This window comes from Anaerofustis sp. NSJ-163, from assembly GCF_024135845.1.
Lineage (GTDB): Bacteria > Bacillota > Clostridia > Eubacteriales > Anaerofustaceae > Anaerofustis > Anaerofustis butyriciformans.
On the sequence record NZ_JAMYJV010000003.1, the window covers coordinates 56,340 to 70,595 of the forward strand.

Sequence of the window (14,256 nt, forward strand, 5' to 3'; positions counted from 1 at the left end):
AATAACCTCTTAAAACAATATATATCCTATATAAAAATAACTTGCAAACATCGAATCTCTCAGTGCAACATTAAGAGATGAATCTTTTAAGAATATCGCTATGACAAATATAATACTTATTAGTATTAAGTTTATTATAAGCCCTTTAACAATTCCAAACAATGCTCCACCGAGTTTATTAAATGTTCTTATAACAGGAAGTTTTGTTGCAAGATTTAAAATTTCAACTATCAAAGATAACACTACGTAAGCCAAAATTAAAATACCTACAAAAGATATAAATGAAACAATTGATGCGGTAAGCGCATCTACTGCCATATTACCTCCCGAGCTTACAGTGTTTGAACCACTATTCCATAGATTTTCAAAAAAATGAATTATCGATGATGGAATATCTCCTATGTTCAAACCCGCAAACCAATCTGTTACATTAGCACTTCCCTGCTCTACACTATTTGACACACTTTCCGGAATAACATTATTTACTCTTAAAAAAGTATGAATTGTATCTTCTATTCTTGTATTATTAATAAGCCAAATGCTTAATGTTCCTGCAAAAACTTTTGCTACAATAAAACTGCATATAATTGTTATTATGGAAAATATACTTTTAACAAGCCCTCTAAATGTCCCCCATATCATACATACCAATATAATACCGACAATTAAAATATCTATCCATGTAAGCATAATCTATTTTGTTAAATAGCAAAGATTATTCATTTTCTTTATTTTGTTTTGCTCTTTGCTCTTTTAAATTCTCCTTTAAAATATTATTTACAATTTCCTCTGCCAATCTGTCTTCTTTTTCTTCAATTTCAGGAGTAATTTTTTCTGTTAATACATTTACGTTTGTTTCTTCTTCAACAACTTCGTTTTTTTCTTTTAATTCTTCAGCGCTTTTATTTTCGTTTTCTGTATTGACATATTCTTTTTCTGTATCTAAAGAGTCTTTAGCTTCTTCTTCATTATCATCTTCTTCAATAGATAATTCTTTATTTTTCTTTTGTTCTTTCTTTAATTGTTTCTTTTCTTTTCTGCTTAACTTTTTTTCTTTAACTTTTGGTGTTTTTTCTTTTTTGCTTGCCTTAGCACTTTTTTTATTATTCATCATTCTTTTACCGCCATTAATTACAAAACCGAAAAATTCACCGATAAAGTAACAAACAGTAATAATGACATAATTTGCCGCAAATAATAAATAACCATGACCTCTAAAAATACTCATTAAAAGAGTAACTGGTTTATTATAGAATATTAATGGACCGCCAAGGAAGAAAAACTCTGTCCAACCTTGAGACTGAGTAGGCACAAGTTTACTTACTCCATAAGCAATGGAAGTATAAACCAAGATAGGAACTATTGCAATAAAAGCACCTACAAACAACTTCCAGAATTTATCCATTTTACCGCTTACCGCAAGTTTAAATCCACATACAAGCCATATAATCATTTCCGCTATAAGCATAACTCCCGCAATGATTACATTATTTACTCCGATTATCAGACTTACAAGATAAATTATAAAACATAATAATAACTGAAGTCCGTTTACTAACATAGCTGTTGCAAAATATTTTGTTTCTTTATTATTCATAGTTTATTTTTCCTCTATTTTAAAAAGTTCTAAAAGTCTTGATAAATCATCATTTGAATAATAATCTATCACAATACTGCCTTTATTATTTCCATTATCTTTTAATTTTACTTTTGTTCCAAATGTAAAAGACAATCTGTTTTCCAAATCTTTAATATAAGGATTTTCCTTCTTTTCTTTTTTTATAGGTTTTTCTTTTTCTTTACCTTTAAATTCTTTAGCCAATTTTTCACTTTCCCTAACAGAAAGCTTTTTACTTATAATAAGTTCCAAAAACTCTTCTCTGTATTCTTCTTCCACAGAAAGAATCGCTCTTGCATGCCCCGCAGAAATAAGATTATTTCTTATTGCATCTTTTACTATTTCGCTTAAAGATAAAAGTCTTAATGTATTTGCAATTGAAGCCCTGCTTGTTCCAAGTCTTTTTGCGATATCTTCTTGAGTCATATTAAAACTTTCTTTAAGCTCATTATAAGCCACAGCTTTTTCAATTTCATTTAAATCCTCTCTTTGAAGATTTTCAATCAAAGCAACTTCGCTTATTTCTTTTTCGCTGTATTCTTTAACGATAACAGGAATTTCTTTAAGACCTGCAACAATGGCAGCTCTGTATCTTCTTTCCCCTGCAACGATTATATAATCATCATCTTTTTTAACAACCAGTAAAGGTTGAATAATTCCATGTTCTTTAATAGAGCTTGCAAGCTCGTTTATTTTTTCTTTATCAAATTGTTTTCTAGGCTGATTTGTATTAGCTCTTATTAAATTTATGTCAATATGTTTTATGTCTCGTTCTTCATTTTCAGAAAAAACTCCATCCACATCTTCCTGCGGAATCAACGCCGAAAGTCCTCTTCCAAGCCCTCCTGACTTTTTCTTTGCCATATTATTTATTCCCCTTTCTTAATAAGCTCATCTGCAAGCTGCATATAAGCTTTATATCCTTTTGAAGATGGATCATAATCAACAATAGTTTGTCCATAACTTGGTGCTTCCGCAAGTCTTATATTTCTTGGAATAATAGTTTCATAAACTTTTTTTCCAAAAAATCTTTTAACTTCTTCCACAACCTGCATTGAAAGATTAGTTCTATTATCAAACATAGTAAGTAATACCCCTTCAACCTTTAATTTAGGATTGATACCTTTTTTTACAAGGTTGATTGTATTCATAAGTTGGCTTACCCCTTCAAGTGCATAATATTCACATTGAATTGGGATAAGAACACTATTTGAAGCGCAAAGTGCATTTACAGGTAAAAGTCCAAGAGAAGGTGCACAGTCTATTATTACATAATCATAATTATTTACTATGCTTTTTATCCCTCTTTTTAATATTGTTTCTCTTTTAGGTCTTCCCGCAATTTCTATTTCTGCACTTGCAAGATCTATGCTTGAAGGAATTAAATCCAAATTTTCAACTTCTGTTTTTATTACAACATCAGCTGCATCCATTTCATTTACTATAATATCATATGTACTGTTTTCCAATGTTGTTCTATCGATATCAAGTCCGCTTGTAAAATTACTTTGAGGGTCAAGGTCTATTCCCAAAACTTTTTTACCCATTTTTGTAAGACAAGCGGATAAATTTACGGCAGTTGTAGTTTTCCCTACCCCGCCTTTTTGATTAAATAATGATATAATTTTAGTCATAAACATTCTTCTTCCTATATTTTTTTACTAACACATTGTAACATAGAAAAACTACCCCTTCAATAAATTTAATATTAAAAATTGTTTCACGTGAAACATAATATTACTAAATTTCAAAGGAGTAAATTTAAACTGTTCATATTAAATATCACATTAATGTTTTATATATTATAAGAAATAAACATAAATATTATATGAAATTAAAATGAAAAAATGATTATATTTTTTTCTAATATAAAATAATTAATAAGAAAGTATATATATTATAGATTAAATATATAAATGTATAATTAAAATTAAAAAAATTTAGTTAATAATTAGCTGTATATCATACGATGAAGCTATATAAGACACAAAGTAATATTAAAATATAACTTAATTTATAAATATTTTATAACCATGATTTATTATATATGAATAGCAAAAATAAAAAATATATACTATATAATAATAAGATAAATAAAAGCAGTAAATGTTTCACGTGAAACATTTGGAAAAACTGAAAATATTTTCTTATTTTTTGTTAAAATTACTGTTTACAAAAATCAATTTTTGCATTAATATATATATAAATTAAATATAGTTTACATTTTAGAAGATAGGCAAAACATATCTTCGATTTTTTTATATTTTAAAGGAGGCTATCATGGGAAAAATTTTAAAAGAAGGATTAACATTTGACGATGTATTATTAATACCAAGAAAAAGCGATGTTATCCCTTCACAAGTAGACACATCAACATATTTAACAAAGAAAATTAAACTTAACGTTCCACTAATAAGTGCCGGAATGGATACAGTTACAGAATCAAAACTTGCTATTGCTATGGCAAGACAAGGCGGTATCGGTATAATTCATAAAAACATGACAATAGAGCAACAAGCAGCCGAAGTAGATAAAGTAAAAAGAAGTGAACATGGTGTTATAATAGATCCTTTCTTCCTATCACCTGAACACGTAATCGAAGATGCAAATGAAATAATGGCAAGATATAAAATATCAGGTGTTCCAATTACAGACGAAAGCGGAACATTGGTTGGTATAATCACAAATAGAGATTTAAGATTTGAAAGAGATCCTAAAAAGAAAATTAAAGATGCAATGACTAAAGATAATTTAATCACTGCACCTGAAGGAACAACTCTTGAAGAAGCAGAAAAAATCTTAAAGAAAAATAGAATAGAAAAACTTCCTATAGTAGATGAAAATTATAAACTTAAAGGTTTAATTACAATTAAAGATATTGAAAAGAAAATCCAATATCCAAATGCGGCAAAAGACGAACAAGGAAGACTTCTTGCAGGCGCAGCCGTAGGTACTGCTGCTGACACAATGGAAAGAGTTGCAGCTTTAGTTAAAGCTAAAGTTGATGTTCTTGTTCTTGATACAGCTCACGGACATTCTACAAACGTATCAAACTGGTTAAAGAAAATTAAAGACGCTTATCCTGATTTACAAGTTATCGCAGGTAACGTTGCAACAGGAGAAGCAACAGAAGATTTAATTAAAGCAGGGGCAGATGCAGTAAAAGTAGGTATGGGTCCTGGTTCAATTTGTACAACAAGAATCGTTGCAGGTATCGGGGTGCCTCAAATCACAGCTGTTATGGACTGTGCAGAAGTTGGAGATAAATACGGCGTTCCTGTAATCGCAGACGGTGGTATTAAATTCTCAGGTGATATTTCAAAAGCAATCGCAGCAGGTGCAAGCACTGTAATGCTTGGAAGCATGTTCGCAGGAACAGAAGAAGCACCTGGAGAACTTATCATATATCAAGGAAGACAATTTAAAGCATACAGAGGAATGGGTTCTGTTGCAGCAATGTCACAAGCAAATAACTCTTCAGACAGATACTTCCAAAGCGGAGCTAAAAAACTTGTTCCTGAAGGAGTTGAAGGAAGAGTTGCTTATAAAGGAAGCATAGCAGATAATGTATTTCAACTTATCGGTGGTCTTCGTGCCGGTATGGGATACTGCGGATGTGCAACAATTGATGAATTAAGACATGATGCAAACTTCGTTAAAATAACAGCAGCATCACTTCAAGAATCACATCCTCATGATATTTCAATAACAAAAGAAGCACCAAACTATACAAGAGAATTTTAAGGAAAATAAAATATGAGTAACAAAAATGAATTAGTAGTAGTATTGGACTTTGGAGGGCAATATAACCAACTAATCGCAAGAAGAGTTAGAGAGTGTAATGTGTACTGTGAAATAAAACCTTATACAATTTCCCTTGATGATTTAAAAGCCTTAAATCCTAAAGGTATCATTTTCACAGGCGGACCTAACAGTGTATACAAAGAAGATTCTGCATCATATACAAAAGAAATCTTCGATTTAAACATTCCAATCCTTGGAATATGTTATGGTTCACAATTAATGGCTCATAAACTTGACGGCGAAGTTGCCACAGCTCCTGTAAGTGAATATGGTCACACAAACGTTAAGCTTGATACTTCTTCCCTATTATTTGAAGGAATCGATGAAGAAAATGTTTGCTGGATGAGCCATACAGATTATATTAAAAAACAACCTGAAGGTTTTAAAATAACAGGTCATACACCTGTATGTCCCGTTGCGGCAATGGAAAACAAAGAAAGAAATCTTTATGCTGTACAATTCCACCCAGAAGTAATGCATACAAAAAACGGAACAAAGATGATTCATAACTTCCTATACAATGTATGTAAATGTAAGGGTGATTGGAAAATGGATTCTTTCGTTGAAGAAACCATTGAAGCAATTAGAAAAAAAGTAGGAAACGGAAAAGTACTTTGTGCCCTATCAGGCGGAGTTGACTCTTCTGTTGCAGCAGTACTTCTTGCAAAAGCAGTAGGAAAACAACTTACTTGCGTTTTCGTAGATCACGGTTTACTTCGTAAAAACGAAGGAGATGAAGTAGAAGCAGTATTTGGTCCGGACGGTCCTTATGACTTAAACTTTGTAAGAGCAAATGTACAACAAAGATTCTACGACAAACTTGCAGGAGTAACAGATCCTGAAACAAAAAGAAAAATCATCGGTGAAGAATTCATAAGAGTATTTGAAGAAGAAGCCAAAAAAATCGGTGCGGTTGATTTCCTTGTTCAAGGAACAATCTATCCTGACGTTGTAGAAAGCGGACTTGATAAAAGTGCGGTTATAAAATCTCACCACAACGTTGGAGGACTACCTGATCATGTAGACTTCAAAGAAATTATCGAACCACTTAGAGATTTATTTAAAGATGAAGTAAGAAAAGCAGGAAAGGAACTTGGAATACCTGAGTATTTGGTAATGCGTCAACCATTCCCTGGTCCTGGACTTGCAATTAGAATAATCGGTGAAGTTACCGAAGAAAAAGTAAAAATAGTTCAAGATGCCGATGCAATATATCGTGAAGAAGTTGCAAAAGCAGGAGTAGACAAAGACCTTGGACAATATTTTGCAGCACTAACAAATATGCGTTCAGTAGGTGTTATGGGAGACTTCAGAACATACGACTACGCAATAGCACTAAGAGCAGTTATGACATCTGACTTCATGACAGCAAGTGCCGCACAACTTCCATGGGAAGTTCTACAAAAAGTAACAACAAGAATCGTAAACGAAGTGGACCATGTCAACAGAGTACTGTATGACTGCACAAGCAAACCACCTGGAACGATTGAGTGGGAATAAGTTCGCACCCGTGAAAAAGCCCGCGAATAAAGGCTTTTCGCCGTTTGAAAGCCCTCTGTGGCAACAAAATGGCAACATTATTTGAATTATTGTAAAAGTAAAGAGCTATCAGATTTTTTGAAAGTCTGATAGCTCTTTTTGTATGCTGTAAAATTTGAATTCACCGATTATGTAAGTCTTCTTTGTTAGTGTTTTCAACCCAGCTATACTTTTCACTTTTATAAAGGTTATAGAATTCATCTCTATCATTATAATGATGTCCAAACAAATTTGGGCGAACTTCATCTCTTACAGAGAGAATCAACTCTTTCGGTGCGTTGTTATCAACCAGAGATATCATAGATAGAGCGTATCCAGCATATAAGCCATCAATATATCCATCCTGATGCATATTGTCAATCAAAAGATTATCGGGCAATCCCGCATATTCTTTGGGAAGAAGACCTTTATCTTCAAGTGTGGAAGACCAAAGAGAAACAATTTTCTCTTTATCTTTTTTGCTAAAAAGTTTTTCAAAGTCAATGTCTTGGACTTTTCCCTCTAAATACTCGAATAAACGCTCAAAAAGCAGATTGCAAATGCCTAATGCTCCTTGATTAACTTTGCTTTTTACGCCATCAGAAATGCCTTCACCTAGTCGGACTTTGCTTTCTTTTTCTGACATTATCATTTCCCCCTATCATTTATTTCAGTTTATCTTTATATGTTTCAAGAAGTGTATCACTGAGTGCCTGTGACGGGACTTTTACATAGCTAGAAGTTTCATCATACTTCGGGTAATTGTAACGCCACTTGTCGTAGTCCTCACGGCTGATGTCACCGTTATGGTAATTTTCAGCTTGTTCTGCCCACGCATTTATCATTTCGGAAAGCTCAGCAGCGTCTTTGCCCTTGCGGGGATCAACACGCAGAGAAACGCCGTTTTCCGTCTTTTCAACTGTCAATCCATAGCGATCCTCTAATGTAAACAGTGTGTGCATTAAACCAAGATAGCTGTCAATGTCGGGTACAGATAGAGCCAGCGGCGAAACTCCAAGCACGCCGGCAAGGTTTTCGGTTAAATCAGATTTCGGTGTTCTTGAGCCTGATTCATATTGCGCCATACGGATGTCAGCGGTCTTTTCGGGAAAGCCGACTACCGTTCCTAAATACTTTTGTGTCATTCCCCGCAGATTGCGGAAGAAACGAATTCTTTCACCGATTGCCATAGCAATTACGCTCCTTGTTTATGTAATGTGCAATAAGTATAGCATATATATTTAAGCGATGTCAAGATAACAATAGCAAAAAAGTTAAATATTTTTTCATAAACCACTTGACTTTACGGAATATGCTTAGTATAATATGAAATGTGGACTTAAACAAATAAGTTATAGTTCAAAATTAAATAACTGTCGCACATCACAGTAATGGTGTGTCCGCTCGGGCAAATCGGAATGCGGTCAGAAAGTTCTCCGACACTAAATAATTGAATTATCAAAAATCAGTAAGGGGGTGATTATATGGAAAGTACAAGCTTTATGAAAGTTGATGAAGTAGCTCAGGAATTGGGTGTTTCCAAATCCTATGCTTATAAAATCGTCCAAAAGCTAAATGCCGAGTTAAAAGAAAAAGGCTTTATGACAATTTCAGGGCGAATAAACAAACAGTATTTTATGGAACGCACCTGCTATGGTGCAGCTAAGAAAGAGAGGGATTAAACAATGGCAGTATATAAAGAAGAAAAAACTAACACTTGGCGTGTAATTTACCGTTACACTGACTGGAAAGGTGAGCGAAAGCAATCTCAGAAACGAGGGTTCAAAACAAAGCGTGAAGCACAGGCTTGGGAGCGAGAACAGCTTAACAAGCTGGGCGGTGATTTAGATATGAGCTTTAAGAGCTTTGTGCAGCATTATACAGAAGATATGCAGACTCGTATTAAGGAAAACACTTGGGCAACAAAAGAGCATATCATCCAGAAAAAGCTAATTCCTTATTTCGGTAAGCTGAAGATGTGCAACATAACCGCACAACAAATAATCACTTGGCAAAACAAGCTTATCAATTATAAGGACGATAAAGGCAAGCCGTATTCTCCCGTATATTTGAAAACAATTCACAATCAGCTGTCTGCGATATTTAACCACGCTGTCAGGTACTACAAACTGAAAGAAAATCCTTGTCAAAAAGCCGGCAGTATGGGGAAAAAGAAAAATCGTGAAATGCTTTTCTGGACGAAAGAGGAATATTTGAAGTTTGCCGATGCGATGATGGATAAGCCGTTATCATATTATGCGTTTGAAGTACTTTACTGGACGGGTATTCGAGAGGGAGAATTATTAGCTCTTACCCCTGCTGATTTCGATTTTGAAAAGCGAACGGTCACAATCAATAAATCGTTTCAGCACTTAAACGGCAGAGATATTATTACTTCCCCGAAAACAGAAAAAAGCAACCGCACAATTCAGATGCCGAAGTTCCTTTGTGATGAAATGCAGAACTATCTGAAAATGCTTTACGATGTAGGCTTGGAGGACAGAATGTTTCCTGTTACAAAAAGCTATCTGCACAGAGAAATGGACAGAGGCGCAAAAGAAGCTGGCGTAAAGAGAATCCGTATTCACGATATCCGTCACAGCCACGTTAGTTTGCTGATTGATATGGGATTTTCAGCAACGGCTATTGCAGACCGTGTGGGACATGAAAGCATTGATATAACTTACAACTATGCGCACTTGTTCCCGTCAAAGCAAGCTGAAATGGCAGATAAATTAGATATGGAAAGGGGCGAGTAAAATGTCACTGAAAAACAGAGATGAGCATAACCGCTGGCGTAACAAAACCGTAGCGTTTCGTGTATCGCCGGAGGAAGATAAGCAAATTGAAACTTATGTACGGCTTTCAGGACTAACTAAACAGGATTATATCACAAGGCGACTCACGCACAGAGATATAGTCGTGCAAGGTAATCCGAGAGTGTTCAAAGCCTTGCGAAATCAGCTTGCCGAGGTGCTTGCAGAATTGCAGCGTATTGAGTCGGGAAGCGAAGTTGATGATGAGTTGCTGAATGTAATTGAAATGATAGCCGATATTCTCGGCGGATTAAAGGAGGAATCAGAATTATAGATAAAAAAGAAATGACCGCTCTGAATGTATCTGTTGGCGCAGATACGGAGCAGTCAGCAAATGTATGTACAGATAGTATAACCGATTTGGAACAAGATTTCAAGGAAATTGAAGAAATGCAAAGAGAAATGTTTCGTCAAATGCAACCGTCATATTTGAAAACGGTTTCAATGACTGATTTGTATGAAACGGATTTTGAGGCACAAAGCGCACTGATAGATAATTTGCTTTATCGAGGAACATATTTATTTGTCGGTTCTCCGAAAGTGGGTAAAAGTTTTATGATGGCGCAGCTTGCGTATCACATCAGCACAGGCAAGCCTCTTTGGAATTACAAAGTGAAACAGGCAACCGTACTCTATTTTGCACTTGAAGATGATTACCCACGCTTACAGCGAAGATTATTCAAAATGTTCGGTGCTGACGGAACGGAAAATCTATACTTTGCAACGCAATGTAAAACGTTAGACGGAGGTTTGGACGAACAGATAAGAGGGTTTATTCGGGAACACCCGGATACAGGACTTATAATAATCGACACATTAAAGCGAGTGCGTGAGGTGGGTGGAGCCGATTACAGTTACGCAAGCGATTATGATGTGGTTGCGAAGCTGAAAGCATTAGCTGACAGTTGCAAGGTTGCAATGCTGATAGTTCACCATACCCGAAAGCAACAAGCCGGTGATAAGTTTGATACTATTTCCGGTACAAACGGTTTGCTCGGTGCAGCCGATGGTGCGTTTGTGCTAAGCAAAGAAAAACGAACTTCAAATAATGCTACGCTCGACATTACCGGCAGAGATCAACCCGACCAAAGAATACAGCTTGTGAAAGACCCGGAAACATTGGTATGGAATTTTGAAAAAGCGGAAACAGAGCTTTGGATTGAACCACCGGATCCATTGCTTGAAAAAATTTCAAATACTCTTTTTGCGGAAAGTAATTCTTGGAGCGGAACGGCTTCTCAACTGTGTGAAATAATCGGCGACGATATTAAGCCGAATGTTTTGTCTTTGAAGTTGAGCATAAATGTAAACAGACTTCTAAAAGATTATGACATTCATTACAAAGCAAGCCGAACGCACAGCGGTCGCAAGTTATCTCTATGGAAAGACAGCGTGTCAATGTGTGACGACCGTGACAAACATTTTGAGAGCTGTGGCACTGTATAAAACATTGTCACCACCGTCACGGTTTGTCACGCAATAAAGTTTTTGCAGGGTGCAGGTGGCTTTTTTCAAAAAGCCGTTCCTGCCCCTCGGAGAGCGCAAAACCTGCTTGCAGGTTGCATTTTTGATAGGCTCGCCTGTCAAAAGTGCTTTTGCGTTACTCTTGGCAAGAGTAACAGAACCTGAGTTAGAGATAATTCAGTGAGATAACCATATTATTATACAGATTTGAGGTAGATAAATGAAGAGAACGATCAGCGCAATGGTGGGTAAAGGCTCCGTCACGCACAACAGCCGCAGCTTCACAGCGGAGAATGTGGACAGCGAGCGCACCCACCTCAATATAGATTACTGTAACGAGCCAATCAAGAAAGTGTATCACGAAATGTTTGATGAAGCTCTGAAACAGTACAATGATAAGCAGAAACGTAAGGACAGAAAAATTCCCGATTATTACAAGCACATCGAGTCCGGAAAGCAGGAAAAGCTGTTCCATGAGATCATCTTCCAAATCGGCAACAAGGACGATATGTCAGCGACAGGAGAGCACGCCGAGCTTGCGAGGACAGTCCTCGACGAATACTATCAGGGCTTCCAAGAGCGTAATCCCTACCTGAGAGCGTTCTCAGCTCACCTTCATATGGACGAAGCGACGCCGCATATCCATATCGACTTTGTGCCGTTCACCACCGGGAGCAAGCGAGGTTTGGAAACACGAGTTTCGCTGAAACAGGCTTTGCTCCATATGGGCTTCAAAGGCGAGGGCAAAAGCGACAATGAGCTGAATCACTGGATACTTTCCGAAAAGAAAGTCCTCGCTCAGATTATGGAGCGGCACGGAATCGAGTGGGAGCAGAAGGGTACCCACGAGCAACACCTGTCCGTCCTTGATTACAAAAAGCAAGAGCGAGCCAAAGAGGTTGCCGAGCTTGACAGGGAGATTGAGGAAAAACAATTAGAGGTCAAAGGACTGAAAGCTACAGTTGAGAAAATCAAGGAAACAAAGGAGCTTCTCGGCGACGTCGAAAAACAGCTTGACGAAGATCTACAGCTGCAACTCCCTGAGCCGCAGGGGCTGATGACGGCAAAGAGCTACAAGAAAAAGTTTGTAGAGCCGCTAATCAAGCGCCTGAAAAATCTTGTCCGAACCGTCCTCGCCAAGAGCTATCAGGGCTGGGAAAACTACCACCGTATCAATAATCTGAACGGCAGACTGCACCGTGAGAACGAACATCTGAAATATGAAAACTCCAAGCTCAAAGAGGTCAACGGTATGCTCCGTGAACAAAATAAAGCCTATCGCCTGTTGGAAAAGGTTTTCGGAAAGCACAAGCTCAATGAGATTATCGAGCAGGCGAGAGGATTTAAAAAGTCAAAACAGCGTGACACACGCTAATATATTTTGAAAGGTTGATGTATAATGGAAAAGAGAATTTACGACAAGAAAACAGGTATTCACTACGAGCTGCAAGGAGATTACTATCTGCCGTGTTTAGAACTCCCCAAACAACCGAAGGTTGAAATCGGGATATGGGGCAAGCGGCATTTGAGGTACATCAAGCAGCACCACAAAATCCGCTATACCAATCTGATGACAAGCTGTAAGCTCACCGCCTACCTCGCCGACATCGACGAGCAGGCAGAGGATATGTTCTTCCGGTTAGTAAAACAACTCTCCGAAAAAGAAGACGTAACCGAACAGCTCAAAGCGGAAAACCAAATGATGTGGGTTGCGAGAATGAACAATATCCGTAATCGTGCGGAAGAGATTGTAAATGCAGAGTTGATTTACACCTAATCAGCATAGCTGCCAAGTGGGACACTCTCCTGCTTGGCGGCGTGTTTTTTGTTTTTTTGATGCTCATCTTATCTATATGTTGGTTTGTCAATGATGTGTTACACAAATTCAAGAAAAGGTGACCTCGCCAGTATTGAGGAAATGGTAAAGGAACTCGCGAGGAGATTTCCAACCGAGAGGACGCATAGGAAAGTTGTTGTATTTTCTGCTTTGAACAGCTAATTGCTTTTTGAAATCGTCAAATGAATAGAAAATATGTGAAGCGTAGAAGTATTCATTATCCTTACGATGAGAACGCTCCACTTTTCCATTATGTCTGGGCGTGTAAGGTTTAATAAGCTTGTGTATGATACCTAACTCTTTCAGCTTTTCCTCAAACAGAGTCAGATCATTTTCCTTCTGTAATCGCTTAGTGAATTCACAGCCATTGTCAGTCTGGACACAATCGACCTTGAACGGAAAGGCTTTGAGCATATGTTCAAGAAAGATCATGGATGAGTAGCTGTTATGCTCTTGAAAAGCCTCAATTTATCTAAAGCGTGAGTATTCATCGATAGCAGTATACTGAAAGAAACTCTCATCTTTAACCGCATGCAGCAGGAACATATTTAACGTCGATTTGAACTCGTTGACGGGATAGCACATCTTTTCATAAGGTTTAGGGATGTATTTTGGGTTCGGCAAAGTCTTTCTCGGCTCTCCAAGTTTACGCAGAATCCTGTAAAGAGAAGTAACGCTCCTTGTGTAGCCTCTTTGCCTTAGCTTCACCCAAAAGACAACCAAGCCGGCGTGTGGATTACGGCGGCGCATATCCCTTATTAACTTCAATTCATCCTCGGTATGTTGATTGGGGTGTGAATGGGGGCGATGGGACTGATCCGCCAAGGATTGCAGCGTTCCGTCATATCTGTTCTTCCAACGATAGACATACTGGCGGCTGACGTTGTGCTTGATAAATAACCTTGAACCCATTGGATTCAAAGTTCCCCAAAAACAAAACGCTGGCATGATCGCCAGCGTTTGTTATCATCTGGTCAATGCAGAAAGTGTTCAAAAGTGGTCTTTTTTAATCTTTGCACTTGACATATCATACAGAATGTGATATAATGATATAATCTATTATTGTAGATGTTGCTTGCCGGACATTATATTCGTTAATTTTTTGTAACGTGAATTTGATATCTTCCTTTCATCGGAAATGGAGGGCGAAATCATGGTAGTCATTATAGTTCTAGTAAATAAAGAAGTTGTCTTCTTTG

Annotated in this window: 16 protein-coding genes; 8 read left to right on the top strand and 8 right to left on the bottom strand. The window is 36.9% G+C overall.

The window, feature by feature from the left end; genetic code table 11:
• Positions 1–9 precede the first annotated feature (9 nt).
• From M6G78_RS03695 to M6G78_RS03710, 4 genes are read right to left on the bottom strand one after another with little or no spacing between them, the layout of a single operon-like run.
• Positions 10–690 (bottom strand): CvpA family protein, encoded by a 681-nt coding sequence (locus tag M6G78_RS03695; RefSeq protein ID WP_138267890.1) that lies wholly within the window; start codon positions 688–690, stop codon positions 10–12.
• Positions 691–715: 25 nt separating this feature from the next.
• Positions 716–1,597 (bottom strand): hypothetical protein, encoded by an 882-nt coding sequence (locus M6G78_RS03700; RefSeq protein ID WP_138267889.1) that lies wholly within the window; start codon positions 1,595–1,597, stop codon positions 716–718.
• A 3-nt stretch (positions 1,598–1,600) separates the two neighbouring features.
• Positions 1,601–2,482 (bottom strand): ParB/RepB/Spo0J family partition protein, encoded by an 882-nt coding sequence (locus tag M6G78_RS03705; RefSeq protein ID WP_138267888.1) that lies wholly within the window; start codon positions 2,480–2,482, stop codon positions 1,601–1,603.
• A gap of 5 nt (positions 2,483–2,487) precedes the next feature.
• Positions 2,488–3,252 (bottom strand): ParA family protein, encoded by a 765-nt coding sequence (locus M6G78_RS03710; RefSeq protein ID WP_138267887.1) that lies wholly within the window; start codon positions 3,250–3,252, stop codon positions 2,488–2,490.
• A 646-nt stretch (positions 3,253–3,898) separates the two neighbouring features.
• Here M6G78_RS03710 and guaB point away from each other — a divergent pair.
• Positions 3,899–5,362 carry an IMP dehydrogenase gene (guaB, locus tag M6G78_RS03715; protein ID WP_138267886.1) on the top strand — a complete coding sequence of 488 codons (1,464 nt, stop codon included), beginning with the start codon at positions 3,899–3,901 and terminating at the stop codon, positions 5,360–5,362.
• Positions 5,363–5,374: 12 nt separating this feature from the next.
• Entirely contained in the window at positions 5,375–6,922 is a 1,548-nt protein-coding gene (gene guaA / locus M6G78_RS03720; RefSeq protein ID WP_253229638.1) for a glutamine-hydrolyzing GMP synthase, read from the top strand.
• A gap of 160 nt (positions 6,923–7,082) precedes the next feature.
• Here guaA and M6G78_RS03725 read toward each other — a convergent pair whose 3' ends face one another.
• Together M6G78_RS03725 and M6G78_RS03730 are read right to left on the bottom strand one after the other, a co-directional pair.
• Complete coding sequence (locus M6G78_RS03725; RefSeq protein ID WP_253229639.1) at positions 7,083–7,586, bottom strand: hypothetical protein; 504 nt, start codon at positions 7,584–7,586, stop codon at positions 7,083–7,085.
• Positions 7,587–7,605: 19 nt separating this feature from the next.
• Positions 7,606–8,130, bottom strand: a complete 525-nt coding sequence (locus tag M6G78_RS03730; RefSeq protein ID WP_253229640.1) for a helix-turn-helix domain-containing protein — start codon at positions 8,128–8,130, stop codon at positions 7,606–7,608.
• 294 nt (positions 8,131–8,424) lie between these two features.
• Between M6G78_RS03730 and M6G78_RS03735 the strand changes: the two genes are divergently transcribed.
• The 6 genes from M6G78_RS03735 (at position 8,425) to M6G78_RS03760 (ending at position 12,997) form a co-directional block, all read left to right on the top strand.
• Positions 8,425–8,622, top strand: coding sequence for a helix-turn-helix domain-containing protein (locus tag M6G78_RS03735; protein WP_253229641.1), 198 nt, complete (start codon positions 8,425–8,427; stop codon positions 8,620–8,622).
• 3 nt (positions 8,623–8,625) lie between these two features.
• Positions 8,626–9,699: a site-specific integrase gene (locus M6G78_RS03740; RefSeq protein WP_253229642.1), complete on the top strand. Its 1,074-nt coding sequence runs from the start codon at positions 8,626–8,628 to the stop codon at positions 9,697–9,699.
• A gap of 1 nt (position 9,700) precedes the next feature.
• Positions 9,701–10,030, top strand: a complete 330-nt coding sequence (locus M6G78_RS03745) for a hypothetical protein (protein WP_253229643.1) — start codon at positions 9,701–9,703, stop codon at positions 10,028–10,030.
• 11 nt (positions 10,031–10,041) lie between these two features.
• Positions 10,042–11,202, top strand: coding sequence for a helicase RepA family protein (locus M6G78_RS03750; RefSeq protein WP_256476246.1), 1,161 nt, complete (start codon positions 10,042–10,044; stop codon positions 11,200–11,202).
• 259 nt (positions 11,203–11,461) lie between these two features.
• Entirely contained in the window at positions 11,462–12,595 is a 1,134-nt protein-coding gene (locus tag M6G78_RS03755; protein WP_305883222.1) for a plasmid recombination protein, read from the top strand.
• 24 nt (positions 12,596–12,619) lie between these two features.
• Positions 12,620–12,997: a TnpV protein gene (locus M6G78_RS03760; protein WP_253229645.1), complete on the top strand. Its 378-nt coding sequence runs from the start codon at positions 12,620–12,622 to the stop codon at positions 12,995–12,997.
• 108 nt (positions 12,998–13,105) lie between these two features.
• On the opposite strand, the gene M6G78_RS03765 is transcribed toward M6G78_RS03760, so the two are convergent.
• On the bottom strand, positions 13,106–13,489 hold the full coding sequence (locus M6G78_RS03765) for an integrase core domain-containing protein (RefSeq protein ID WP_371922820.1): 384 nt from the start codon (positions 13,487–13,489) through the stop codon (positions 13,106–13,108).
• 36 nt (positions 13,490–13,525) lie between these two features.
• Positions 13,526–13,882: a hypothetical protein gene (locus tag M6G78_RS03770; protein ID WP_253229899.1), complete on the bottom strand. Its 357-nt coding sequence runs from the start codon at positions 13,880–13,882 to the stop codon at positions 13,526–13,528.
• Between the last annotated feature and the right edge of the window lie 374 nt (positions 13,883–14,256).

Excerpts from the sequence above, each read along its gene's own strand:
- M6G78_RS03695 (WP_138267890.1), bottom strand. The coding sequence starts at position 690 with ATGCTTACATGGATAGATATTTTAATTGTCGGTATTATATTGGTATGT.
- M6G78_RS03700 (WP_138267889.1), bottom strand. The coding sequence starts at position 1,597 with ATGAATAATAAAGAAACAAAATATTTTGCAACAGCTATGTTAGTAAAC.
- M6G78_RS03705 (WP_138267888.1), bottom strand. The coding sequence starts at position 2,482 with ATGGCAAAGAAAAAGTCAGGAGGGCTTGGAAGAGGACTTTCGGCGTTG.
- M6G78_RS03710 (WP_138267887.1), bottom strand. The coding sequence starts at position 3,252 with ATGACTAAAATTATATCATTATTTAATCAAAAAGGCGGGGTAGGGAAA.
- guaB (WP_138267886.1), top strand. The coding sequence starts at position 3,899 with ATGGGAAAAATTTTAAAAGAAGGATTAACATTTGACGATGTATTATTA.
- guaA (WP_253229638.1), top strand. The coding sequence starts at position 5,375 with ATGAGTAACAAAAATGAATTAGTAGTAGTATTGGACTTTGGAGGGCAA.
- M6G78_RS03725 (WP_253229639.1), bottom strand. The coding sequence starts at position 7,586 with ATGTCAGAAAAAGAAAGCAAAGTCCGACTAGGTGAAGGCATTTCTGAT.
- M6G78_RS03730 (WP_253229640.1), bottom strand. The coding sequence starts at position 8,130 with ATGGCAATCGGTGAAAGAATTCGTTTCTTCCGCAATCTGCGGGGAATG.
- M6G78_RS03735 (WP_253229641.1), top strand. The coding sequence starts at position 8,425 with ATGGAAAGTACAAGCTTTATGAAAGTTGATGAAGTAGCTCAGGAATTG.
- M6G78_RS03740 (WP_253229642.1), top strand. The coding sequence starts at position 8,626 with ATGGCAGTATATAAAGAAGAAAAAACTAACACTTGGCGTGTAATTTAC.
- M6G78_RS03745 (WP_253229643.1), top strand. The coding sequence starts at position 9,701 with ATGTCACTGAAAAACAGAGATGAGCATAACCGCTGGCGTAACAAAACC.
- M6G78_RS03750 (WP_256476246.1), top strand. The coding sequence starts at position 10,042 with ATGACCGCTCTGAATGTATCTGTTGGCGCAGATACGGAGCAGTCAGCA.
- M6G78_RS03755 (WP_305883222.1), top strand. The coding sequence starts at position 11,462 with ATGGTGGGTAAAGGCTCCGTCACGCACAACAGCCGCAGCTTCACAGCG.
- M6G78_RS03760 (WP_253229645.1), top strand. The coding sequence starts at position 12,620 with ATGGAAAAGAGAATTTACGACAAGAAAACAGGTATTCACTACGAGCTG.
- M6G78_RS03765 (WP_371922820.1), bottom strand. The coding sequence starts at position 13,489 with ATGATCTTTCTTGAACATATGCTCAAAGCCTTTCCGTTCAAGGTCGAT.